24 protein-coding genes are annotated in these 24151 nt (G+C 67.3%); 6 read left to right on the forward strand and 18 right to left on the reverse strand.

The window, feature by feature from the left end; translation table 11 throughout:
* Positions 1–8: 8 nt before the first annotated feature.
* The 10 genes from flgJ to IFT63_RS05465 form a co-directional block, all read right to left on the reverse strand.
* The gene (gene flgJ, locus IFT63_RS05420) at positions 9–1202 is read right to left on the reverse strand and encodes a flagellar assembly peptidoglycan hydrolase FlgJ (protein WP_192083453.1); all 1194 of its coding nucleotides are present in this window, start codon (positions 1200–1202) and stop codon (positions 9–11) included.
* A gap of 1 nt (position 1203) precedes the next feature.
* Positions 1204–2322, reverse strand: coding sequence for a flagellar basal body P-ring protein FlgI (locus IFT63_RS05425; protein ID WP_080335266.1), 1119 nt, complete (start codon positions 2320–2322; stop codon positions 1204–1206).
* 11 nt (positions 2323–2333) lie between these two features.
* Entirely contained in the window at positions 2334–3026 is a 693-nt protein-coding gene (flgH, locus tag IFT63_RS05430) for a flagellar basal body L-ring protein FlgH (protein WP_042615436.1), read from the reverse strand.
* Positions 3027–3039: 13 nt separating this feature from the next.
* Positions 3040–3825: a flagellar basal-body rod protein FlgG gene (flgG, locus tag IFT63_RS05435; RefSeq protein ID WP_042615437.1), complete on the reverse strand. Its 786-nt coding sequence runs from the start codon at positions 3823–3825 to the stop codon at positions 3040–3042.
* A gap of 133 nt (positions 3826–3958) precedes the next feature.
* Positions 3959–4708: a flagellar basal body rod protein FlgF gene (locus tag IFT63_RS05440; protein ID WP_042615438.1), complete on the reverse strand. Its 750-nt coding sequence runs from the start codon at positions 4706–4708 to the stop codon at positions 3959–3961.
* A gap of 35 nt (positions 4709–4743) precedes the next feature.
* Positions 4744–5967 carry a flagellar hook protein FlgE gene (flgE, locus tag IFT63_RS05445; protein WP_042615439.1) on the reverse strand — a complete coding sequence of 408 codons (1224 nt, stop codon included), beginning with the start codon at positions 5965–5967 and terminating at the stop codon, positions 4744–4746.
* A 31-nt stretch (positions 5968–5998) separates the two neighbouring features.
* On the reverse strand, positions 5999–6682 hold the full coding sequence (locus IFT63_RS05450; RefSeq protein WP_192083454.1) for a flagellar hook capping FlgD N-terminal domain-containing protein: 684 nt from the start codon (positions 6680–6682) through the stop codon (positions 5999–6001).
* Positions 6683–6705: 23 nt separating this feature from the next.
* Positions 6706–7113: a flagellar basal body rod protein FlgC gene (flgC, locus tag IFT63_RS05455; protein ID WP_042615441.1), complete on the reverse strand. Its 408-nt coding sequence runs from the start codon at positions 7111–7113 to the stop codon at positions 6706–6708.
* A gap of 3 nt (positions 7114–7116) precedes the next feature.
* Positions 7117–7512, reverse strand: coding sequence for a flagellar basal body rod protein FlgB (gene flgB / locus IFT63_RS05460; RefSeq protein WP_042615442.1), 396 nt, complete (start codon positions 7510–7512; stop codon positions 7117–7119).
* Between the two features lie 265 nt (positions 7513–7777).
* A complete protein-coding gene (locus tag IFT63_RS05465; RefSeq protein ID WP_042615443.1) occupies positions 7778–8719 on the reverse strand; it encodes a chemotaxis protein in 942 nt (313 codons plus the stop codon).
* Positions 8720–8822: 103 nt separating this feature from the next.
* Between IFT63_RS05465 and flgA the strand changes: the two genes are divergently transcribed.
* From flgA to IFT63_RS05485, 4 genes are all read left to right on the forward strand, one after another.
* Positions 8823–9479 carry a flagellar basal body P-ring formation chaperone FlgA gene (gene flgA / locus IFT63_RS05470; protein WP_192083455.1) on the forward strand — a complete coding sequence of 219 codons (657 nt, stop codon included), beginning with the start codon at positions 8823–8825 and terminating at the stop codon, positions 9477–9479.
* Positions 9480–9555: 76 nt separating this feature from the next.
* Positions 9556–9858: a flagellar biosynthesis anti-sigma factor FlgM gene (flgM, locus tag IFT63_RS05475; RefSeq protein WP_042615445.1), complete on the forward strand. Its 303-nt coding sequence runs from the start codon at positions 9556–9558 to the stop codon at positions 9856–9858.
* Positions 9855–10193, forward strand: a complete 339-nt coding sequence (locus IFT63_RS05480) for a flagella protein (RefSeq protein ID WP_042615446.1) — start codon at positions 9855–9857, stop codon at positions 10191–10193. Before flgM ends, IFT63_RS05480 begins: the two co-directional genes overlap by 4 nt.
* Before the next feature lie 89 nt (positions 10194–10282).
* A complete protein-coding gene (locus IFT63_RS05485; protein WP_042615447.1) occupies positions 10283–11503 on the forward strand; it encodes an ATP-binding protein in 1221 nt (406 codons plus the stop codon).
* Positions 11504–12083: 580 nt separating this feature from the next.
* Here IFT63_RS05485 and IFT63_RS05490 read toward each other — a convergent pair.
* The gene (locus IFT63_RS05490) at positions 12084–13859 is read right to left on the reverse strand and encodes an EAL domain-containing protein (protein ID WP_192083456.1); all 1776 of its coding nucleotides are present in this window, start codon (positions 13857–13859) and stop codon (positions 12084–12086) included.
* Positions 13859–15940 carry a PAS domain S-box protein gene (locus tag IFT63_RS05495; protein WP_192083457.1) on the reverse strand — a complete coding sequence of 694 codons (2082 nt, stop codon included), beginning with the start codon at positions 15938–15940 and terminating at the stop codon, positions 13859–13861. The genes IFT63_RS05490 and IFT63_RS05495 overlap by 1 nt, the downstream gene beginning before the upstream one ends.
* Before the next feature lie 187 nt (positions 15941–16127).
* Here IFT63_RS05495 and IFT63_RS05500 point away from each other — a divergent pair, with 187 nt between their 5' ends.
* A complete protein-coding gene (locus IFT63_RS05500; RefSeq protein ID WP_192083458.1) occupies positions 16128–18899 on the forward strand; it encodes an EAL domain-containing protein in 2772 nt (923 codons plus the stop codon).
* Positions 18900–18999: 100 nt separating this feature from the next.
* On the opposite strand, the gene IFT63_RS05505 is transcribed toward IFT63_RS05500, so the two are convergent.
* The 6 genes from IFT63_RS05505 to IFT63_RS05530 all read right to left on the reverse strand — a co-directional run bounded on the left by IFT63_RS05505 (position 19000) and on the right by IFT63_RS05530 (position 23426).
* On the reverse strand, positions 19000–19209 hold the full coding sequence (locus IFT63_RS05505; RefSeq protein ID WP_042614123.1) for a hypothetical protein: 210 nt from the start codon (positions 19207–19209) through the stop codon (positions 19000–19002).
* A gap of 102 nt (positions 19210–19311) precedes the next feature.
* Complete coding sequence (locus IFT63_RS05510; protein ID WP_192083459.1) at positions 19312–20502, reverse strand: methyl-accepting chemotaxis protein; 1191 nt, start codon at positions 20500–20502, stop codon at positions 19312–19314.
* Positions 20503–20742: 240 nt separating this feature from the next.
* Positions 20743–21357, reverse strand: coding sequence for a high frequency lysogenization protein HflD (hflD, locus tag IFT63_RS05515; RefSeq protein WP_192083460.1), 615 nt, complete (start codon positions 21355–21357; stop codon positions 20743–20745).
* Positions 21354–22493 (reverse strand): tRNA 2-thiouridine(34) synthase MnmA, encoded by a 1140-nt coding sequence (mnmA, locus tag IFT63_RS05520; protein ID WP_192083461.1) that lies wholly within the window; start codon positions 22491–22493, stop codon positions 21354–21356. The genes hflD and mnmA overlap by 4 nt, the downstream gene beginning before the upstream one ends.
* Positions 22490–22951, reverse strand: coding sequence for an NUDIX hydrolase (locus IFT63_RS05525; RefSeq protein WP_042614119.1), 462 nt, complete (start codon positions 22949–22951; stop codon positions 22490–22492). Before IFT63_RS05525 ends, mnmA begins: the two co-directional genes overlap by 4 nt.
* Position 22952: 1 nt before the next feature.
* Entirely contained in the window at positions 22953–23426 is a 474-nt protein-coding gene (locus IFT63_RS05530) for a hypothetical protein (RefSeq protein WP_192083462.1), read from the reverse strand.
* A gap of 96 nt (positions 23427–23522) precedes the next feature.
* Here IFT63_RS05530 and clpS point away from each other — a divergent pair, with 96 nt between their 5' ends.
* Positions 23523–23849, forward strand: a complete 327-nt coding sequence (gene clpS / locus IFT63_RS05535) for an ATP-dependent Clp protease adapter ClpS (RefSeq protein WP_042614117.1) — start codon at positions 23523–23525, stop codon at positions 23847–23849.
* The last annotated feature ends 302 nt before the right edge of the window (positions 23850–24151 follow it).

A 24151-nucleotide genomic window follows, 5' to 3' on the forward strand; every position in this document is an offset into this window, starting at 1 on the left:
GGGGGTCCTCAGCGACGGGCGATGCCCAGCGCTGCCTGGGCAGTGCTGGCGAAGGTGCGACCCAACTGCGCGCCGGCATCGCCGATGGCGGCGACCGCGCGTTCGATGGTCGGGCCGCCAGCGATGCTGGCGATCTTGTTGGCATACGACGGGTCGGTCGCATAGCCGGCTTGCTGCAGGCCGCGCGCGAAGCCGCGCACGTCGGTGCCGGCTTCCAGTGCCTTCTGGTAGCGCGGGTTGCTCTTCAACAGGCGCACGTAGTCGGCGAAGCTTTCGGCCGGCGAGCTGTAGCTGCGGAAGCTGGCCGTTTCGTTGCGGCGTGCCCCGTTGACATATTCGTGGGTGCCCACGGTGGCGCGGTCGCCGCTCCAGCCGGTGGCCTTGATGCCGAACAGATTGTGCGAAGTACGGCCATCGCCGTGGGTGATCTGGCGCTTGCCCCAGCCGGTTTCCAGTGCGGCCTGCGCGACCAGCGCGCGCGCATCTACGCCGAGTTCCTTGGCGGCGGTCTGCGCGTGTGCCCAGATGCCCGCCACGAAGCCTTCCGGGGTATGCGAACCCAGGCGCGCAACGGCCGAACTGCTGGCCAGGGTATCGATCGCCGATGGGCCGGTGCCGCGGTTGGTCGATGTTGCCGCCCACTGGTCTTCGGCCGCGACCGGTGCCGGCGCGGCCAAGGGCTGCGCCGCATACGGATCGCTGCTGCCCAGCGCCTGGTGCATGCTGCTGCTGTCGCGCCCGGCAATCAGGTCCAGGGTCTGTTCCATCGGCTGCAACAGGCGCGGCGAGCTGCCCGCGGCCATCTGCTGCAGCATGCGCACGGCCTGGTCGGCGTCTTCCAGCGGCATCGCCGGCGCTTCAGCGGCGGGGGCGTTGAGCTGGTAGGCGCGGGTGGCTTCGGTGGCGTTGATCCGCCCATCCAGTGCCGGGCCTTCCGCCGCAGCGCCGGAAAGCTGGCGGCTGATCACCGCCGACAGGCCCAAGCCCTTGCCGCGGGTCATCGACTCGGCGATCTTCTGGTCGTACATCTCCCGGAACATGGTGTTTTCGCCCGGGAACAGTGCGTCACCGAAACTGGCATCGCGCATGCTCTTGACCAGCATCTGCGCGAACTGTCCTTCAAGCTGGCGCGCGACCTTGTCGACCTGGGCCGGATCATTGCGCTGCGAAGGATTGAGCTCGAAGGATGGCTGGATGCGCATGTCAGATCACCTCGAGCTCGGCGCTCAGCGCACCGGCCTGCTTGAGGGCTTCCAGGATGGCGATCAGGTCGCCCGGGGCGGCGCCCACGGCGTTTACCGCGTGCACGATTTCATCCAGCGAGGTGCCGCCGTTGAACTTGAACATGCGGCTGCCATCGTTGGTGGCGGTGATGGTGGACTGCGGGCTCACCACCGTCTGGCCGCCTGCCAGCGCATTGGGCTGGCTTACGTTGGTGCCTTCCTGGATGGTCACCGTCAGCGAGCCGTGCGAGATCGCGGCGGCGCCCACGCGGACCTGCTGGCCGATCACCACGGTGCCGGTGCGCGAGTTGACCACGACCTTGGCCGATGCCGCGCCCGGGGTCAGCTCCAGGCTCTCAATGCGTGCAAGCAGGCCGATGCGGGCGCCCGGATCTGTCGGTGCGTTGACCGCGACGGTGACCCCGTCGACGGCGCGGGCAGACCCCTCGCCGAAGGCGTTGTTGAGTGCGGCGACCATGCGCGAGACGGTGGTGAAGTCATTCTTGTGCAGGTTCAGGGTGATCTCGCCGGCCGCACCGAACACATCCGGCAGCGCCCGTTCGACGGTGGCGCCGTTGGGGATGCGGCCGACGCTGGGCACGTTGACCGACACCCGCGAGCCATCACGGCCCTGCGCGCCGAAACCACCGACGATCAGGTTGCCCTGGGCGATCGCGTAGACCTGGCCATCGGCGCCTTTCAGCGGGGCCATCAGCAGCGAACCACCGCGCAGCGACACCGCATTGCCGATCGAGGAGACGGTGATGTCGATCGGCTGGCCCGGCTTGGCGAATGGCGGCAGCTCGGCATGGATCGCCACGGCGGCGACGTTCTTAAGCTGCGGATTGACGTTCGCCGGAACATTGACGCCCAGTTCGCCGAGCAGGTTCTTCAGGCTCTGCACGGTGAACGGTGCCTGGCTGGTGCGGTCGCCGCTGCCATCCAGGCCGACCACCAGGCCGTAGCCGACCAGCGCGTTGCCACGCACGCCGCCGACCTGGGCCAGGTCCTTGATGCGTTCGGCATGCGCCGGCAACGCGGCGCCGGCAACGGCCAGGGCCGCGATCAACAGGCGGGCGGGGAGGGTGAGGAGGGTCATGGCAGGCATGCTCAGAACGGCGCCAGGCCGGAATTGAAGAAGCGGCTCAGCCAGCCCATGGCATTGGACTGCGCTACCGCGCCGCGACCGCCGTAGACGATGCGGGCATCGGCCACGCGGCTGGAGGGAATGGTGTTGTCCGGTGCGATGTCGGCCGCGCGCACGATGCCCTGCACCTGCACCAGCTCATCGCCCTGGTTGAGCCGCAGGTTCTTCTGGCCCTGCACCACCAGGTTGCCGTTGGGCAGGCGCTGCATCACCGTGACCGTCACGTTGCCCTGCAGGCGGTTGCTCTGTGCGCTGTTGCCACGGCCGGTGAAGTCACGCGAACCGTTGGCAGTGGCCGACAGGATGTCCTTGCCGCCCAGGGTCACCGGTGCGCCGAAAATGGTCGGCGTGCCGATGGCCAGTTCGGATTCCTTGCTGGTGGCAGTGTTCGCGCTCATCTGTGCCTGGGTGTTTTCCAGCAGGGTGATCGTCAGCAGGTCGCCGACATCGCGTGCGCGGCGGTCCGAATACAGCTGCAGCGACGGACCGGCGGCGTAGATCGCCCCGGCCGTTGCCTGCGCCTGCGGCGGCATCACCGGCTGCACGGGCGCCAGGGCCGGGTAGGGGCGCACGTCGCCGGCGATCACGCAGCCGCCCAGCAGCGCGATGGCGGCGGCAGCGAAGGTCAGGCGGGCGAGAGAAGCGGCTGGCAGCATGATGGCGGTCCGATCAGACGTTGTTGTTGAGGTAGCCGAGCATCGAGTCGGTGGTGGAAATGGCCTTGGCGTTCATTTCGTAGGCGCGCTGGGTTTCGATCATCGAGACCAGCTCTTCCACCACGTTGACGTTGCTGCCTTCCAGTGCGCCCTGGACCACGTTGCCCAGGCCGTTGAGGCCGGGATTGCCGTTCTGCGCCGGACCGGATGCGGTGGTCTCCAGGTACAGGTTCTCCCCGCGCGACTGCAGGCCGGCCGGGTTGATGAAGTCGGTCAGGGTCAGCGCGCCGATCTCCACCGTGGCCGCGTCATCGGCCATCTTCACGCTGACCGTGCCGTCGCTGCCGATGGTCAGCGTCTGTGCGCCTTCCGGGATCTGGATACCCGGCTGCACCGGGTAACCGCTGTTGGTGACCAGCTCGCCATCCTGGTTGACCTTGAACGAGCCGTCGCGGGTGTAGGCCGAGCTGCCGTCGGGCATGGACACTTCGAAGAAGCCGCGGCCGTTGACCATCACGTCCAGTGCGCGCCCGGTCTGCTGCTGGCTGCCCTGTTCGAAGTTCTTGGCGGTGGCCACCACGCGCACGCCGGTTCCCAGCTGCAGGCCGGTCGGCAACTGCGTCTGCGCCGACGTGGCACCGCCAGGCTGGCGCACCTGCTGGTACAGCAGGTCCTCGAAACTGGCACGGTCCTGCTTGAAGCCGGTCGTGTTGGTGTTGGCGAGGTTGTTGGATACCACCGACATGCGCGTCTGCTGCGCGTCCAGTCCGGTCTTGGCGATCCACAGTGCCTGGTTCATGGTCGGTTCCTCTGCGTGGTGTCCGGCCCAGCGGGGCGGGGCAGGTACCTGCGAACGCTCGCAGGTGCTTCACCAGGGGTACTGCAAGCGGCGTGCCATTGCGGCGCGCCGGTATTCCGTCGTCGGCGTGGACTCAGCCGTTCAGCCGCAGCAGACTATTGGCGCTGCGCGCGTTTTCGTCGCCGTGCTTGATCACCTTCACCTGCATTTCGTACTGGCGCTGCAGCTGGATCATCTGCACCAGCGCACCGGCGGCGTCCACGTTGCTGCCTTCCAGCTGGCCGCTTTCCAGTGCCTTGCCCTGGGTCTGCACGAACGGCTGCTGCGGATCGGTGTTGCGGAACAGGCCATCGAGCCCGCGCTCCAGCCGCGCATCATCGGCCGCCACGACCTTGATCCGGCCGACCACCGCCATGGTCTGTGGACCTTCGCCGAGCGGGATGATGGAGATGGTGCCGTCGTTGCCGATCTCCATCGCCTGGTGGGGCGGGATGGCGATCGGGTTTTCGTTTTCATCCAGCACCGCATGGCCGCCGGCGGTGACCAGCTGCCCATTCGGGGTCAGCGACAGTGCCGCACCGCGGGTATAGGCCTCGCCACCGCCTGGTGCCTGCACGGTCAGCCAGCTGCCGGCCTGCAGGGACAGGTCCAGCGGATTGCCGGTGATGTGCTGGGCACCGACGCGGCGGTTGAAGCCGGCGTCGACATGGATGGCGTCCACACGCGAAGCAAAGCCCTGCCCGCGGATCGCGAAGGCTTCGGTGTTGGCCAGCGCTTCCTTGAAGCCGGGCGTATCGGTATTGGCGATGTTGTGCGACACCGTGCCTTGCGCCTGCAGGGAGGCGCGGGCACCGGTCATCGCGACGTAGAGGGCCTTGTCCATGATGGAAGCTCCGTGCTGCGGTCAGCCGGCCATCATCAACGGATGTTGATGATGGTCTGGGTGACCTGGTCCTGGGTGCTGAGCATCTGCGAGTTGGCCTGGAAGTTGCGCTGGGCCACGATCATGTTCACCAGCTGCTCGGTCAGGTCCACGGTGGACGATTCCAGCGCGCCGGCCTGGATCTTGCCCAGGTCCGAAGAGTCCGGCGCGGAGGTGCGCGGCGAGCCCGATGCGAAGGTTTCCACCCACATGTTGTCGCCGGTGGACTGCAGGCCCTGGGCATTGTTGAAGTTGGTCAGTGCGACCTGGCCCAGCGCCTTGTCATCGCCATTGGAATAGCGCGCATAGACCACACCCTGTTCGGAGACGCTGATCTCGTTGAGCTTGCCCGACGCGTAGCCGTCCTGCTGGAAGTTGCGCAGCGCGAACTTCTCGCCGTACTGGGTGGAGCCGGCCACGTCCAGGGTCAGGTTGAGCTGGCCGGCACCGGTGCCCGGGGTGAAGCCGTCCAGGGTGATCTGGCCGTTGGCCGGGGCCACCAGCGCGCCGCTTTCATTGAACTGCAGGGTGGTCGGTGCGCCGGCGGCCTGGCCGTCGACGTAGTTGTAGACCTGCCATTCGTTGGCGGCCGTCCCCTTCACGAAGTACGAGGTCTGGGTGTGGCTGACGCCGAGCGAGTCATACACCGTCACGCCGCCGCTGGACTGGCTGTAGCTGTTCGAATCGGTCGGGTCGAACGGGGTCACGGTGGGCTGGGTGCTGTTGGCCGGCAGGGTGAAGGCCAGCTGCACGCTGCCGGTCTGCTTGGGCGGGCTGTCGGTGGTCAGCAGCTGCAGGTCGGTCAGGCGACCGGAGTCGAAGGTGGTGCCGTCGGCATTCGGGGTGAACACCTGCAGGCGTGCACCGGCCGGGTTGATCACGAAGCCCTGCGCATCGGTCTGGAAATTGCCGGCGCGCGAGTAGGTACGCTGGCCGTTCATGCTCATGGTGAAGAAGCCTTCGCCGGACACGGCCAGGTCCAGGCTGCGCCCGGTCTGGCTGTTGTTGCCCTGGCTGAACTGCTGGGCGACGTTGGACACCCGTGCGCCGGAGCCCACCGCATTGCGTGACAGGCCATAGCTGGTGGCCGAGAACAGGTCGGCGAACTCGGCGCGCGACTGCTTGAAGCCGGTCGTGTTGACGTTGGCGACGTTGTTGGCGGTGACGCTGAGGTCGGTGTTGGCGGCGTTGATGCCGGACAGCGAGACATTGAAAGCCATGGTGGACTCCTCGATTATGCGGTCTGGGGGCTCAGCTGATGCGGAGCACGTAGTCGATCGGGGCGGCGCCCAATCCTTTGAGATTCAGGTACAGGCCGTCGGACCCGACGGTCACGCTTTCCACCGGGGCCTCCACGTAGGTGCCGAGCTTGGTCTGCGCACCGGCGGTGTCGGTGTGGTTGGCCACCAGCGAATAATTGCCCGGCGGCAGGCGGTTGCCGCTGCTGTCCTTGCCATCCCACTCGAAGCTGGTTTCACCGGCGGCGGTGGCTTCCACGCTGATCTGGGCGACCTTCAGGCCGTTGGCATCGGTGATGTCCACGTTGATCATGCCGGCGCCCGGTGCGGCGACCACGCCGCCGACGCTGCCTTCGGCTTCCAGCACCATCTTTTCCGACGGCACCAGCACGTCGTGGCCGACCAGCGCGGCGCCACGCAGCACCTGGTCGCTGGCCATCGAGGTCTGGAACCCCTGCACGGTGGTGTTGAGGTCGGTGATGCCCTGCACGGTGGACATCTGCGCCATCTGCGCGACCATCTGGGTGTTGTCCATCGGCTTCAGCGGATCCTGGTGCTGCAGCTGTTCGGTCATCAGGCGCAGGAAGTCGGCCTGCTCCAGGGTGTCCTTCTTCTTGCTGGCGCTGCTGTTGGGCGAGTTCAGGCCGAGGGCGGCGTACACGTCCTGGCTGGACTGGGTGGTGATGGCAGTACTCATGGGGAGATCCTTGCGGGCGCGCGTCAGCGGCCCATCGTCAGCGTGGCGAGGGCCAGTTCCTTGGCGGTGCTCAGCATTTCCACGCCGGCCTGGTAATTGCGCGAGGTGGAAATCAGGTTGACCATCTGCGCGACCGGGTCGACGTCGGCCTGGTAGATGTAGCCATCGCCGTCGGCCAGTGGATGGCCGGGCTCGTAGCGCTTGATCGGCGCGGCGTTGCTCTGGCTGATTTCCTTGACCTGCACCGTGGTGATGTTGGGATCGGTGCGGCTGGTGACGGCCTGGAAGATCGGTTCCAGCGGTTTGTAGACCGCCTCGGCCGAGCCGGCCACCGAATCGGCGTTGGACAGGTTGGAGGCGATGGTGCTCATGCGCACCGACTGCGCCTGCAGGGCGGATCCGGCGATGTCGAAGATCGGCAGGTTGCTCATGGCTTATTGCCCCGTGATGGCGGTGAGCATGGAGCGCACCTTGGATTCGACGAAGCTCAGCGAGGCCCGGTATTCCAGCGCGGCACGGCCGTAGGCGGCGCGCTCGGTGTCCGGGTCCACGGTGTTGCCGTCGAGATTGGGCTGGATGCCTTCACGGGAGATCTGGAAGGGGTTGAGGCCCCCGCCGATCGCCAGGTGCTGTTCGTTGGTGGTGGCCATCAGGCCGTTGCCGGACTGGCCCTGGGCGCTGCGCAGGGCGGCATCGAAGTCCAGGTCCTGGGCCTTGTAGCCGGGGGTGTCGGCGTTGCCGAGGTTGCTGGCGATCAGCTTCATGCGCTGCTCGCGCAACGGCATGGCCTGGGCATGGACACCCAGGTAGTCGGAAATCAGGTTGGACATGGCGCGCTCCCACGGAACTGTGCCGGGGAGGCTGCAACCTTTGTGCCAAAGCGGCGGCGTTGGGCTGGGGGCGGGGTGGCGTGGGGGCGTGGTGGCGGGCAGGCCTGGGCAGGACACGCCGCAAGTACGTCCGTGTAGGCTGCATCGCCGCATATATGCGGCTCAGCGTCCTGCCCAGGCCTGCCCGCCACCCCGCTTCATTTCATCGAACGCGGGAACGCTAGCGCCTGGCCGTGCTCGGCGGTGATGCCAGGGGGGCGTGGGGTCAGGCGGCTTCGGCGACGCGGCGCAGGCGGTCCAGGACGAAGTCGGCCAGTTCGTGCGGGGAATATTTGGCGACGAAGGCGTTGGCGCCCACCCGTTCGACCATCGCGTTGTTGAACACGCCGGACAGGGAGGTGTGCAGCAGCACGAATAGTCCGGACAGGCCCGGGTGGCGACGGATTTCGGTGGTCAGGGTGTAGCCGTCCATCGCCGGCATTTCAATGTCGGAGATCACCATGGCGTAGCGCTGGGCCGGGTCTTCGCCGGCGGCATGGATCTGCAGCAGGTGGTCAAGCGCCTGCTTGCCGTCGGACAGCAGGGTCGCGCCGACGCCCAGCTGGTCCAGCACGCTGCGGATCTGCTGGCGGGCCACGCGCGAGTCGTCCACCACCAGCACCTGCATGGGCGGTGCATCGGCGGGCAGGGCCATCGTCGGGTCCAGTATCGCTTCGCTGCGGGTCTGGGCGATGTCGGCCAGCACGCTTTCCACGTCGATGACCTGGATAAGCTCGCCCTGGAAGCGGGTCACCGCGGTCAGGTAGCTGGATTCGGCCCCCAGCTCCGGCGGCGGATGGATGTCCTGCACGGCGATGTTGACGATGCGCTCCACCCCGCTGACCAGGAAGCCCTGGATGGACCGGTTGAATTCGGTCACCACCAGATACCCCGGGCCTTCGCCATTGGTGCCGCGCTCGGGATGGCCGATGGCCACGCCCAGGTCCAGCACCGGTACCGAGCGGCCACGCACATCCGCTACCCCGGAGAACTGGCTGGGCAGGCCGGGAACCTGGAACAGGGCAGGGCGCCGCAGCACTTCCTGCACTTTGAACACGTTGACGCCAAAAAGCTGGCGTCCGCCCAGGCGGAACAACAGGAGTGCCAGCCGGTTGTGTCCAGCAAGCCGGGTGCGTTGGTCGATGCGGTTGAGCAGGTCATGTGACATGCAGGCTGTATCGGCGCGCCGGCGATGTACTTGAGCGGCGCGGCGGCGTTGCGATTGGCACGGCGCTTGCAACAGGGCGGCTGATCCCATGACCGGAGGTGGCATGCCATCCTTCAAGACGATGTGCTGGTTGATGCTGGCGATGGCCGCGCCCGCCGGGGCCGCGCCCTCGTGGCAGCCGGTGGACAGCATCCGCGCTGCCGCACTGTCCACGCTGGCGGCCGGTGAGCAGGGCGAGGCCGTGGTGGCCGATGCGCTGCGCCTGCCTGCGTGCGCGCAGGGCCTGGCCGCCCAGCCCACCGCCAGCACCACCGTGGAAGTGAGCTGCCCCGATGCCGGCGGCTGGCGCCTGTTCGTGCCGGTGAAGGTGCGCCGCGAGCAGACCGTGCTGGTGCTGGCGCGTGGTATTGCCGCTGGAGAAACGCTGGCCGCTGCCGATATATCCACCGCCCAGCGTGATGCAGCGCGGATTGCCGGCGCCGTGCTGGCCGACCCCGCCGCGGCCGTCGGCCGGGTGGCACGCCGGACGCTGCAGGCGGGCAGCCTGCTGTCCGCTTCTGACCTGGTCGCACAGCGGCTGGTCCGGCGCGGCGACAGCGTGGCGCTGGTGTCCCGTCGCGGCTCGGTGGAAGTCCGGGTGGCCGGCAAGGCGCTGGGCGATGCCGGCGAGAACGAACGCTTGTCGGTGGAGAACCTGACCTCGCGCAAGATAGTGCAGGGCACCGTGGACGCCAGTGGCGACGTTTTAGTGACGCGCTGAAAAAAATCGTAAAACCCGCTAAAGATCACGGTCCGGTGGCCGTTATCGTTACAGTACGGCAACCCTTGGAGCTCCAATGAGCCAAAAAATCGACGGTACCCTGCAGGCGGCGCAGACCCTGCGCGCGGTGGGTCCGGCCAGTCGGCCCGGCATCAGTACCGATGCGCCCGCGCGTCCGGTGCAGGCAGCCGACAGCTTGAAGCTGACCGGTGAAGCCACCAATCTGCAAGCCCTGGAACGCAGCCTTGCGGCCGCCCCGGCGATCGATGCCGAGCGCGTGGCCGCAGTGCGTGAGTCACTGCAGAACGGCAGCTACCGGATCAATCCAGAGGCGATCGCATCGCGCATGCTTGATCTGGACCAGCAGCTGCAGGGATGAGCACGCCCATGAGCGAGCCCATGCAACGGCTGAGCGAAGCCCTGGATGCCGAGCGCCAGGCCTTGGTCGCGCACGACGTGCATGCGTTGATCCGTGCCACCGGGGCCAAGCTGGATGCCCTGCGCGCACTGGACAGGGCGCTGCCGGTCGGCGAATCCAGCCAGTTGCAGGAACTGGCCGAACGCAACCGCGCCAACGGCGTGCTGCTGTCGCGCCGACGGCGCGAGGTCAACTGGGCGTTGCGCCAGCTGGGCCGCAGCGAGGATGCGCCGGCGTATGACAGCAAGGGGCAGTCCCAGCAGATGACGGCCGGACGTCCGCTCGCCGTCGCCTGAAGCCGAGCGGCGAAACGGGGCGCACCCGCGCCGCCTTGCGGCACGCAGGCATCGTATAGTGGCACTCATCCCTGCCACGCCGAGCGCCCGTGCCTGCCGCCTTCCCGAACCCGACGCCGTCCTTCCCTTCGCCCGCGCTCCTGCAGGCGCTGCTTGCGCCGGTGCGTGAAGGCCTGCTGCTTTTCACCGACGATGATTCAGTGATCCTGGCCAATCCGGCGGTGGAGGCGTTGCTGGCCTCCGGTCCGGCCAGTGGTGCCGGTCCGGCGCAGCGGCTGCGCGCGCTGCTGCCGCCCGATGCGATGGCTGTTGCGCGGCGCGAGGGGCAGTGGAGCGGCAGCCTGGTGATGGGCGAAGCGGTCGTCACCGCCCAGCTTTACCACCACCGTGACCAGGGTGCAGGGTATTACCTGGGCCTGTTCCGCCGGGTCGAAGGCCAGGAAGACTACGAACGCGAACTCCAGCAGCGGCACGCAGAGCTGCGCCAGGCCTATCTGCGCCTCAACGGCGCACAGGAAAAACTGCTGCAGTCGGAGAAGATGGCTTCGATCGGCCAGCTGGCTGCGGGCGTGGCGCACGAGATCAACAACCCCATCGGTTACGTGCATTCCAACCTGGGCAGCCTGCAGGAATACCTGCGCAGTCTGTTCACGGTGATCGAGGCCTACGAGCGCGCATTGCGTGCGCCGGATCCGAAGACGCTGATCCCGGAAATCGATGACATCCGCGATCGCCTCGACATCGACTTCATCAGCCGGGATCTTCCGCAGTTGATGGCTGAATCGCGCGAGGGAATCGAGCGGGTGACCCGCATCGTGCGCGACCTGAAGGACTTCTCCTATTCCGGGCGTGACGAGTCGTGGAAGCTGGTCGACCTGCACTCCGGGCTGGAGTCGACCATCAACATCATCTGGAACGAGCTCAAGTACAAGGTGGAACTGCACCGTGAGTTCGGCCAGCTGCCGCTGGTGGAGTGCCTGCCTTCGGAGCTCAACCAGGTCTACATGAACCTGCTGCTCAACGCGGGCCATGCGATCGCCGAACGGGGGGTGATCACCGTGCGTACCGGGGTGGAAGGCGAGCACGTGTGGGTGGAGTTCCAGGACAGCGGCGGTGGCATTTCGCCGGAACTGCGCCAGCGTATTTTCGATCCGTTCTTCACCACCAAGCCGGTGGGCAGCGGCACCGGCCTGGGCCTGTCGATCTCCTACAGCATCATCAACAAGCACAACGGCCGGATCGACCTGGACAGCACGCCGGGGGTGGGGTCCACGTTCCGGATCGTGCTGCCGATCAAGCAGCCACGGTAGTTGGTGTGTTGCCGGGCTGCGCCCGCACCTGCTCAAGCCAGAGCGACGGCAACGGCAAAAGCTGCATGGCTGTTGCGTTGGCGGGGCGGGGTGGGTTCGTGGGAATCGCCGTGAATCCGTCCATGGAGGCTCGCCATCCGCTTGCTCGCCGGTGCAGTCCTGCACAGGCGGCAAGACCTGCGCTGGGCTCCTGCCCAGCCCGTCCGGCGCATGCGCCGGACCCATGCGGATGAGCGTTCCCACGAACCCACCCCGCCCCACCTTCGACAGGTTCATGGCGGCCTTGGAACCGCGGTAGCGCCGACCCATGGTCGGCGGAATGTTTCCGCCAAGGGCCCGCTGCGCTCGCCGACCATGGGTCGGCGCTACCGCTTTTTCTTTCTTTATTACGCGGGTGGCGGCCACCGGAACCTGTCAGGGGGTCGGGCGGGGAGGGTGTGCGGGGCCTTGAGCGGCAGGAGCCGCGAAGAGCTACATGGACGTACTTGCGCGTGCCCCGCATAGCCTCCGCGCCCGGCCCAACCCATGGCTGTTGCTTTAAAGCCACCCGCGAGGGGGGTCCAACCCGTTCGACCCTCCCTCAGCGCAACACCGACCGATCATCCAAAGACTCCACCGGCTCCGCCGCAACGGAACCGCCATTGCTGCGCCGCTGTTCTTCGTACGTGCGGAACGCCTGGTGGATGTGCTTGCGCAGCTCATCGTCATTCCACGGCTTGGTCAGGAAGCGGTATATCGCCCCACGGTTGATCGCATCGGTGACCGTGTTGAGGTCGGTATAGCCGGACAGCACCAGCCGGATCGTGTCCGGGTAGAGCATCTTCACGCGGCCCAGGAACTCGGTGCCGCTCATGTCGCTCATGCGCTGGTCGGACAGGATCACCTGCACATCGTTGATCGCCAGCAGGTCGAACGCATCGCGCACGTTGCCCGCCGCCAGGATCCGGTAGCCGTCGCGGCGGAACAGGCGCACCAGCGAGCGCAGCACGTTTTCTTCGTCGTCCAGCAGCAGCAGGGTGCGGTCCGGACGGGTTTCGGCGAACGCTTCTGGGCGCAGGTAACGCCGTCGCAGGGTCATGCCCGCCGCATCGGCGGACATCGGCTCGCCGAACAGGTAACCCTGGAACACATCGCAGTCATTGCGGCGCAGGAAGCCGAGCTGGGCCTGCGATTCCACGCCATTGGCGATCACGGTCATGCCCAGCTGGTGGCCCATGGCAATGATGGCGCGGGCGATCGCCGCCTCACGATTGCCGGCCGGGGCGCTCTTGATGAAGCTGCGGTCGATCTTCAGCTTGTCCACGGGGTAGCGCACCAGCGCACTCAGGCTGGAGTCGCCGGTACCGAAATTGTCCAGGCTAAGGCTGATACCTTCATTGCGCAGGTTGACCAGGGTTTCGTGGACGAAATTGACATTGTTGGTCAATGCGCTTTCGTTGATTTCCAGGGTCAGCATCGGCGCCGGAACGCCGGCGGCCTGGATCAGGCCCATCACCTCGGTGAAGAAATTCGGGCGGAGCAGCTGCAGGGTGGAGACGTTGACCGCGATGGTGAAGTCATCGAAGCCCTGGTCACGCCACAGCCGCGCCTGCTTCAAGGCGCCTTCCAGCACCCACGTGCCGATCTGCACGATGATGCCCAGCCGTTCTGCCGTACGCATGAAGCGTTCAGGAACCAGCATCCCCAGCGTCGGCGACTGCCAGCGCAGCAGCGCTTCCATGCCGACCACGTGGCCATCGCGTGAACTCACCAGCGGCTGGTAGCGCAGCTTGAGCTCGCCATTGGGAATGGCGTCGATGATCTGCCGGGCGATGATGCTCTCGCTGTGCGCGCTGGGGACGGTATCCACGGCGTGGATGCGCACCGCGTTGCCGCCTTCGCGCGCCGCCTGGTAGAGCGCGTCCTCGGCGTGGTCGAGCAGGCGCGAGGCGGTGCTGGCGTGTTCCGGGCACAGGCTGACGCCCAGCTTGCCGGTCATGAAAAGGGTGTAGGGCAGCACCGAAAGGGGCAGCTCCAGCTGCTGCCGCAGCTCTTCGGCGAAGTCCTCCGGCAGGGCGACCTCGCCGGTACGCGGCACGGCCACCAGGAACTCATCGCTGCCATGGCGCCACAGCGTGCCACGGCCGCGCAGCCACGATTTCAGGCGCTGGGCCACCAGCACCAGCGCCTGGTCGCCCACTTCGGCGCTCATGTTCTCGTTGACCGATGCAAAGTGGTCGATGTCCACATGCATCACCATCATCGGGGTACCGCCCGCGGCCGCTTCGGCGACCATCGCCTGCAGCTCGGGGTTGCCGGCGCCCAGTCGGTCCGGGGCGTCCTCGATACTGACCGGAGGCAGGGAGGTATTCCACATCAAAGGCGTGATTCCAGCGGTTCGTCCGGCATCATGCCGACACGGTAGGGGAGATGCAGTTCGATCAGGGTACCTTCACCCGGAGCCGATTCGATGCGCAGCTGTCCGCCCACGCTCTGCGCACGTTCGCGCATCACGATCAGGCCCAGGCCGCGCGGTCCGTGCGGATCGAAGCCTTCGCCATCGTCGCGCACCTGCAGGTGCAGGCGGTCCTGGTCGATGTCGCGCAGGTGCAGCAGCACCTGGCTGGCCTTGGCGTGGCGCAGGGCATTGGTCAGGCTTTCCTGTGCGATCCGGAAGCAGGCCTGTTCGATGGCGTTGTCCGGGCGCTGGGGCAGGGTGTCGATGCGTGACAGCAGTTCGGCCTGCGAAGAGCGGAACAGCACGCCGGCCTGCCAGCGCAGCGCGGCCTCCAGGCCCAGCGCATCCAGCTGCGGCGGACGCAGCAGCGTGGACAGGTCGCGCAGCTTGGCCACGGTGCCATCGGCCAGGCTGACGATCTGCTGCAGGTCCTCGCGGCGGCGGGCGCCGTCTTCTTCATCCAGCGCTGCCCAGGCCGAAAGCTTGATCGCGGTGATCGCCTGGCCGATGTCATCGTGCAGGTCGCGCGAAATGGCGCGGCGTTCGTCTTCCTGCAGGGAGAACAGCCGGCCGGCCATCGCCTGCAGTTCGCGATTGCTGTTCTCCAGTGCCGCGCGCGTGCGCTCGGCATCACTGAGGTCGCGCACGATCAGCAGACGGCAGTCGCGCCCGCCGTAGCGCACTTCGCCCACCGCCAGCCCGGCCTGGAAACGGCTGCCATCGGCGCGCTGCATGCCGATGATCGCGATGTGGCCGGCGCTGGCTTCCGGCACCGGGTTGCGCAGCTGTGCGCGCACCGCAGGCAGGCATGCTTCACCCACCAGCGCCTGCAGCGGCTCGCCCAGCAGGGTGTGGCCTTCATAGCCGAACAGCCGCACGGCGAACGCATTGGCGTACAGCACGTGTTCTTCGGACAGGATCACCACGCCATCGGGCAGCACCCGCACCAGTTCGCGGAACTGTTCCTCGCGCTCGCGCAGCAACCGGCGCGACTGTTCGCGTTCGGTGACGTCCTGCAGCGTGCCCATCACCCGCGGACGGCCCAGCTCGTCCACGCCACTTTCGGCACGCAGGTGGGTCATCAACGGTCGTCCATCCATGCCCAGCAGGGGCAGCAGCACATCCACGTGGACCGGCTCGCCGCTGCTCATCCCGGCCAGCAGCTGTTCGGTCATCGCCGTGGTCGCCGCATCGGCCGGCACCAGCAGTTCATCGAAGCGGTGCCAGGTGCGTGCCTGCGGCGGACGCCGGCCCAGCAACTGGTAAACCTGCCGCGAGAAGCTGGCCAGGCCAGTGGCGGGGTCGAGCTGCCAGGCGCCGATGCGGGCCAGTTCATGGGCTTCTTCCAGCCGCTCCAGCGCTTGATCGCGGCGCGCCAGTGCCTCGTCTTCGGCCGTGCGGTCAATCACGATAAGCAGCCGCGCGGGGCGTCCGTCGACGTCGATCGCATTGCTGCGCAGTTCCATCTGGCGCAGGCGTCCATCGCGCAACTGCAGCGGCGCGCGCAGCAGGCAGGTCTGCTCCGGGTGCTCGCGCAGCTGTTCCAGGGTGGCCTCCAACGCGCCCTGTCTGCCCGCTGGCCAGAGCAGGCTGACCGACTCCTGCAGCAGTTCTTCCCGGCTCCAGCCGAACAGCGCGCAGGCGGCGGGGTTGGCGTCGAGGATCCGCACCGATTGCAGGTCGTAGATGAGGATCGGGCCGGGGTTGCCGACGAAAGCCTGGCGATGGCGCAGCTCGGAAGCAGCCAGGCGGGCATTGGCCTGCAGCACGTGGGCACCGAGCGGGCGCAGCAGCAGGTACAGCATCGCGGCACTGGCGAAGACGAAGAAGACGCCCTTGACGGTCTGCAGCCAGGCCGCCATGCGGGCATCGCCGATCATCGCGCCCACGGCTACGTCGCTGCTGACGATCCAGGCAACGGCCAGCAGCAGGTAGACCAGCACCACGCGCCGCCGTTCCCGCCGCAGGGTGTTGGCCAGCTGGGTCGGGCAGACCGTCATCGGGTTTTGCCAACAGGGTGCAGGGGCATGGCGGGACGGGGCCGGGTCGCGGAAGGAGGGCAGCAACGAATCGCATCTTAACTCGCCGCGATGACGCCCATGCAGCCAGCCGGTACTCAATTATCCCGCCCGCTGGCCGCTAACGATTTCGTTCCCGGCTGTCGGGGGCGTCATTGGAGCAAGTTGCGTGGACCAAGGGATCATTGCCAGCCTGTTGCAGCACCCGCTCGCCTCCGCGCTGGTGATCCTTGACCGCGATGGTGCGCCACTGGCCGCCAATCCCGCCGCGCGCGAGCACGGCCTGCCTGCGGCAGCGGCTGCCTACCAGTCCATGCTGGAAGACATCCGCCTGCAGGCCGCCGACGGGGGCATCGTGCCCTGCAGCCTGCCCGGCGGCCCGCGCGGTCGCCACGACGGTTGGATGCGCGCGGTGCATGACCAGGGCGGCCACCTGCTGGCCTTCACCCTGAGCATTCCACACCCCGACGGCAGCCCGTCCGGCGAGCGCTGGGAGCTTGCGCTGGAAAGTGCCGGGCACCGATTGTGGGACTGGGACCTGGCCAGCGACCGCGTGCTGCGATCGCCGCCGGTCGAGGGCAGGATCGAGGTCCAGGAACGCGCGGGTGCGCTGCTGGAGCGGATCCACCCCGACGACCGCGCCGGCGTGCATGCGCAGGTCCAGCGCCACCTGCGTGGCGAGGTCGACCAGTACAGCGCCGAATTCCGCTACCGCCAGCCGGACCAGAGCTGGCGCTGGGTACTGGATCGCGGACGGGTGGTGGCACGGACCGCCGACGGCCAGCCGTTGCGCATGGTCGGCACCCATACCGATATCGAGCACCAGAAGCAGTTGGAAGCCCACCTGCACGACCAGCAGCTTCACCTGCGCCAGGCGCAGCAGATCGCCAGCATGGGCAGCTGGTCCTGGGAGCCCGGCTGCCGTCGGTTCTGGTGGTCGGCGGAGCTGCATGCGCTGCTGGGCACGGCAGGCAACCCTTCCTTCAGTCCGCGCGCCTGGCTGCGGCGGCTGCAGCCGCGCTCGCGCGGTGCGCTGCGGATGGCCTGGCGCCGGCTGTGGCGGGACGGCCAGGCGGTCAACCTGGACCTGGAACTGCGCAGTCACCGGCAGCAACCGGCCCTGCAGCTGCGGCTGTGGATGCAGCCATTGCAGGCCGCCGATGGGCAGATCCAGCGCCTGCTCGGCCAGGTCCAGAACATCAGCGAACAGCACCAGACCGATGCATTGATCCGCTGGCGCACCGAATTGTTGAACCGTGTTTCCGCATTGGGGCGCATCGGCGGCTGCGAGATCGAAGTGGACACCCGGCTGATGCAGTGGACCGAGGAGTGCTATCGCATCCATGGCCTGCGCAAGGAGTCGATCAGCCTGGACCAGGCACTGGCGCTGTACACCGAGGACTCGCGCGCCGCCTTCGAATCCGCGCTTGAGCGCATCGCCGCCGGCGGCCTGCCCGAACAACTGGACCTGTGCTTTTACCGGCAATCCGGCATGCGCGTCTGGGTGCAGGTGTTGATCGAGCTGGACCGCCGTGACGGCCTGCCGCCGCGGTTCGTGGTGCTGTTCCGTGACATCACCCGCGAACGCGAGGCCAATGAACGCATCGAGCTGCTGGCCCACTACGACCTGCTGACCGGGCTGCCCAACCGCATGCTGCTGCGCGAGCAGACCACTGATGCGATCGAAGAGGCGCGTGGTCGCGGTACGCCGCTGGCGATGCTGTTCATCGACCTGGACGGCTTCAAGACCATCAACGACAGCTTCGGGCATGCCACCGGCGATACCCTGCTCAAGGCAGCGGCAAGCCGACTGCACCAGAACCTGCGCAACAGCGACCTGTTCGGGCGTTTCAACGGCGACGAATTCATCGTCGTGCTGCGTGACCTGGCCGAAGCCGAAGACGCCGGCCACGTGGCGCGCAAGCTGATCGCCTCGTTGGCCGAGCCGCTGCATCGCGGGCAGGACCTGCTGAAGGTCGGCGCCAGCGTCGGCATCGCGATGCTGGAAGACGGCCGCGAAGATTTCGATTCCCTGCTGCGTGCCGCCGATGCGGCCATGCACGCGGCAAAAGAGGCGGGCCGCAATACCTACCAGTACTACAGCCAGGATGCGCTCAGCCGGATCCAGCGCAGGCTGGATATCGAACACGCCCTGCACGGGGCCATCGAGCGTGAAGAGTTCAGCCTGGTCTACCAGCCGCTGATGCATGCCCAACCCGGGCAGCCGCCCGCTATCGAGGCGCTGCTGCGCTGGCACCGCCCCGGCCTGGGCTACTGCAGCCCGGCCGAGTTCATCCCCATCGCGGAGAAGTGCGGCGAGATCGTGCGCATCGGCGACTGGGTACTCAACGAAGCCTGTCGACAGGCCTCGGCCTGGGACCGTGCGGGCCTGCTGTTTGACCGGATCGCGGTGAACGTCTCGGCGGTGCAGCTGCGCGAGCGGGGATTCGCCGAGCGGGTCATCGAGGTCTGCCACGCGCATGGCCTGTCGCCGACCCGGATGGAGCTGGAGCTCACCGAGTCGGCGCTGATTCGTGACACCGAAGTGCTGCGGCACTGTTTCGACGTATTCGAGCGGCACAACGTGCCGCTGGCGGTGGACGACTTCGGCACCGGATTCTCCAACCTGCACTACCTCAACCGGTTCCCGGTCGGTCGGCTGAAGATCGACCGCAGCTTCGTGCAGGGCATGCTGGAAGATGCCGGTACCGCCGAAGTCACCCAGGCGATCGTCCACCTGGGCCACGCGCTGGGTATGAAGGTCGTGGCCGAAGGGGTGGAAACGGAGCAGGAAGAAGACCTGCTGCGCCGCCAGGGCTGTGACGAGATCCAGGGCTACCTGTATTCGCGGCCGCTGGTGCCGCGCGAGCTGGCGCACTGGCTGCGCGATGCAGCCACCGGGGCATCGATGCGGGACACCGCTGCGGTGCTGGCGGGCTGAACACGGTGGGCGTCGCGCATGCGGCGCCCGTTACCGGGGCTGATGATCGTCGCCCGCATGTTGCTCCGGACTCACCCTTCGTGGCGGCCTGCCGAGCGCGTCAGCGCACCGTTGCCCCCGATGCGTGACCTGCGCCGGCAGGCGCCAGGTCCCTTGCATCCAGCCCCAGGTCCCAGCACAGGCTGGCCTGCTCAAGGCTGTGTCGCTTGGCCGCCTGCCGGCCGGCCGTCAGCTCCAGCTGCGCCAGCTCTGCCTGCGCCAGGACCTCAAGCTGCTGCAGTTGCTGGCGCGGTGTCTGCGCTTGCGGCACGGTGCCAGCGGCGCGTGCGTGCTCGGCCGGCGCCGGGCACGACAAAGCCCCGGCAGTGCCGGGGCTTTGGGGTTCACCTGGGGCGTCAAGCACCACGCGGGATCAGAACAATTCCACCGTTCCGGCACCCATGCTCTGCTGGGTGACCGGCTTGTGCGGCGGGCGTTCCCATTCGCTGCGCAGGTCACGCAGGCGATTGCCGGTGCGGGCCAGGGCGGTGACCATTTCTTCGTCGGCCGCGCCGCCATGGCGATGCAGCAGCTCCTGCAGGGCCAGCGCTTCGCGGTTGATCGAGGTCAGGCGGTCCAGGTGGACATGCACGCCGCCGAGTGCCTGGGTGGCGATGTCTTCGAACTGCAGGGCACGCACCGCTTCGGCCACGCTGCCGTCGATGGCGCGGGCGCACTCGGACACTTCGCGCATGCCATCGCCCAGTGAGGCGTTGATCTGCGCCACGTTGTCGACCATGGAAGCGGCTTCCATGCGGGCTTCGCGGGAACGATCCATGTCGCGCGAGGCCATGTGGGTGACCGTCTCGCGGACCTTGGCGATGGCGTCCTTGGAGCTGTGGGCCAGCTTGCGGATCTGCTCGTTGAACGTGGTCGAACGCTCGGACAGGTTGCGCACCTCGTCGGCCACCACGGCGAAGCCGCGGCCGGCTTCACCGGCACGGGCCGCTTCGATGGCCGCGTTCAGTGCCAGCAGGTTGGTCTGGTCGGCGATCGACTTGACGTCTTCCAGCAGCGCGAAGATGCCATCCAGGTGCTGCGCCATCTGGTCGATGTGCTGCACGGTGTTGCTGCTCTGGCCGCTGACCTGTTCCAGCGCTTCCACCAGCTGTTCCATCTGGTGGCTGGCGTGCTGGGCGAAGCGCGCCACGTCCAGTCCGGCCGAACCGTCTTCACCGGTGCGGTCGACGATGCGGGCCAGTGCCTGGCTCTGCTGGCGGGACTTGCGGTTCATCGCTTCGAAGCTGCCGCCCAGGCCGGACACGGCCTGGCGGATCAGTTCGCGGGCGCGCTCGACTTCGCTGCGCGAGCCGTCGATTTCATTGCCGACGAAGTTGCGCAGTTCGGTCAGCAGCTGGTCCTGCTCGCGCAGGATGCGGTCCTGTTCCGGCGAACGCCCGACCGGAGCACGGGTGCTCCACCAGGCGTGGCCGAGCCAGCTCAGCGTCATCGTGGTAAGGATCGCCCAGCGCAGGGCCGCAGGCCACTCCAGAGCAAAGGCGAGGGGCAGAAGCAGGGTCAGCACCAACGGTGCGGCCAGACGGATGATGGTGCGAGAGTACATGGACGTTCCCGGGAGAGTCACAAATGCAGTATCGGCCGTACCCCGGTTCTCTTTAACGCCGATGTTGCATCTGCGTTTGGTTCGCCGCTGCGCTCGCCGAGCATGGCTCGGCGCTACCGGCCTCGGTAGTGACGGCCGCTGGCCGTCATGCTTCGGCCCTTGGTGGGTGACGACCGTTGGTCGTCACGCTGTTGCTTTGCCGCTGCGCTCGCCGAGCATGGCTCGGCGCTACCGTGCGGCTCAGCGCAGCGCGCGGTCCACCGCTTCCACCATCGCCTTGCGTGCCAGCAGGAAATCCCAGTAGCTGCCACCCACCTGGCGCCACAGCACCGCCGAGCGCACCGCCGCCAGCAGCAGCGCGCGGATTTCGGCCACCACCCCGGCCTGGCCCAGGTAATGCGGATTGCCCTGCACCATGACCCGCGGCTTGAGGTGGCTGATGGTGTCGGCATAGACGCCGCCCAGCGTGGCCAGCACGTCCGGGTGCCCGCTGTCGCCCAGCTCACGGCCCTGGCGGCTGGCGCGCTCGATGCCGGCGGTGACCTTGGCGATGGTGTCCGGCTCGCGCACGAAGCGGCGCTCCAGCTGCAGCACCGCCAGTGCCAGCTTGGGGAGGATCGGGTCCTGGCCCTGGTTGCGGAAGTAGTTGTGCAGCAGGCGCAGGCCCGGCTTCAGCGATTCGCGGTCGCCGTACACGTCCTGCGGTGATGCGGCGTCGATGCGGAACACGCTGTCCATGGCGGTGCGCACCGCACCCGCTTCGGAGTGGCCGGTATCGGCGATGCGGCGGACCTGTTGCAGGGCCTGTGCTATGCCGGCCAGGGCCAGTACGCGGTCGTCGACAGTGAAACTCATGCAGCAGGTACCTCGAAAGGAGAAGGAGTAGGGCGCAACCGCTGTTCAAGCGGCGCGTCGGTGGCGGCGATCACCGCACCACCGAGGCAGACATCGCCCTGGTACAACACCAGCGACTGGCCGGGGGTGACCGCCCGCTGGGGAGTGGGGAAGCGGACATGCAGGCTGCCATCATCGCGCACCTGGACCGTACAGGCCTCATCGGGCTGGCGGTAGCGGGTCTGGGCGGTGCACTCGAAGCGGGTGGCGGGCGGCGCACCGGCGATCCAGTGCGCGCTTTCGCTGACCAGCTCGGTGGACATCAACCAGCGGCTTTCGCGGTCCTGGTCGACATACAGCGTGTTGGAGGCCACGTCCTTGCCCACCACGTACCACGGCGCCGCCGGGCGACCACGGACCCCGCCGATGTTCAGCCCTTCGCGCTGGCCCAGGGTGAAGTAGAACACCCCGGGGTGCTCGGCGATCTCCGCCCCGTCCGGGTCCACGATGCGGCCCCGGCGTGCGGGCAGGTACTGGCCGAGGAACTCGCGGAAATCACGTTCGCCGATGAAGCAGATGCCGGTGGAGTCCTTCTTGGCATGCGTCGGCAGGTTGGCGTCACGCGCCATCCGGCGCAGGTCGCTCTTGTTCAGATCGCCGATCGGGAACAAGGTTGCCGACAGCTGTGCCTGGCCCAGCTGGTGCAGGAAATAGCTCTGGTCCTTGCTGCGGTCGGCGCCGCGCAGCAGCAGCCACTGGTTGCCGTCGCGGGCGATCCGCGCGTAGTGGCCGGTGGCGATGCGCTCGGCGCCCAGCTCGCGGGCGGCATCCAGGAAGTGTTTGAACTTCACTTCGCGGTTGCACAGCACATCCGGGTTGGGGGTGCGTCCGGCCGCATACTCGGCCAGGAAGTGTTCGAACACGCCTTTCCAGTACTCGCTGGAAAAGTCGCGGAAGTGGAACGGGATGCCGAGCAGTCCGCACACCGCCACCGCGTCGCGGCGATCATCCTCGGCGCGGCATTCGCCGCTGCCATCATCGGCCCAGTTCTGCATGAACAGTCCGGCCACCGGCTCGCCCTGCTGCACCAGACGCCAGGCGGCAACTGAAGAGTCCACGCCGCCGGACACGCCGACCATGATCCGTGGCGCGCTCATGGAGCGACCTCCTTGACCAAGGAGAGGGGATGGCGCTGGCCGGCGAGGAAGTCGGCCACCACCTGCCAGACCAGCGGGCTGCGCAGCCGCTGGCGCGCGGCCAGCAGCTCGCCGGGCTGCAGCCACAGTGCGCGTTCGATACCGGTATCCAGCGGGCGCAGCGGATCGTGCCGGAGCGGGCGCGCGGCATAGCTGAAGCGCAGGAACGGCGTGCCATCCGGAGCGGTCCACTGGTAGGTGCCGATGAACGCGGTCAGTTCGACCTCCCAGCCGGTTTCTTCGCGCGTCTCGCGCAGCGCGGCCTCGGCCAGCGACTCACCCGGTTCCAGGTGGCCGGCGGGCTGGTTGAGCACCAGCTCACCATCGATGCGTTCTTCGACGAGTAACAGCCTGCCCTCGTCGACCACCACGGTGGCAACGGTGACGCGGGGTGCCCAGCGCGGCGCAGCAGCATTCACTTCAGTATTCGTCCTGCTTGGTCAGTTCCAGTTCCATCGCATCGGCGGTCCGGCTGGCGGCCTCGATGGCATCGTCCAACGCTTCGGAAGAGGCATCGGCATCCACTTTCACCACGAACATGGCGACCTTGTCCTGCTTCACCCAGCCGCCCATTTTCGCATCCTGCGCATCTTCAAGCAGGCGGTTGGCCACCGCCACCGGGAACTGGTCGGCGTTGGCCTGGTAGCCGGGCGACCAGATTTCGCGCACATGCTGGCTGCCGAACTCTTCCACCACCGAGCGTACATAGACCAGCTGGGTGCGCTCGCCTTCCATGTCGAACACCATGCGGTAGTCGCCGTCCTCGTCGATCTCGTAGGGATAGCCCAGTTTGTCGAGATGGCGTCCGATGGCCTTGTCCGGCTCGGCGGCGAAGGAGGGGGCCGCCGCTGCGGCGACAGCCAGCAGCAGGGCGAAGCGAAGCGTCCTTTCCATGAGAATCCTGTGAAGGTAGTGCGGGGAGTCGCGCAGATTGTGAAGGCGCGTCGGCTTGCCGTCCAATCCGGCCAAGGCAGCCACTATAATAAGCGGATGCCTCGCGACACTTCCCACGAATCCCATTCCGACCATGGCGTGCTGCTTGAGCCGGCACGCCCGGAGGTCGCCCCCCCGCCGTTCTACCAGGTCATGCTGTTGAACGATGACTACACCCCGATGGATTTCGTGGTCGATGTACTGCAGCAGTTCTTCAACCTGGACCTGGACCGCGCGACGCAGGTGATGCTCCATGTGCACACCCGGGGCCGCGGCGTCTGCGGTGTGTTCACCCGCGAGGTTGCCGAAACCAAAGTGGCACAGGTCAATGAATATGCCCGGATGAACCAGCATCCGTTGCTCTGCACGATGGAAAAGGCCTGACCAGACCGGCATGACCGCAGCGTGGTAGTCCGGTGCGTTCCATGTACGGCACGATCGGGCTTCCCGCCGACGACGCAGTTGGCGGCAGCAATGCGCCTCTCCTCCCCTGGTTTGCGGCGCGACTGGCCGTGGATCGCCTCATGCGGGGTGGTTCAACGCGGGCAGGCAGCGCCCGGCGGGGAAGCGGTTTAGGTTATGGTGGAATCACCTTCGCCGGACGCGCGACGGGATGCTAACGCCGTATGAACGGGCAGTTCCGCTAGGGTGATGGAAAACGTGTGGTCAGGCCGCATATTGTCTTC

This window comes from Stenotrophomonas sp. CFBP 13724, from assembly GCF_014841975.1.
GTDB lineage: Bacteria > Pseudomonadota > Gammaproteobacteria > Xanthomonadales > Xanthomonadaceae > Stenotrophomonas > Stenotrophomonas lacuserhaii.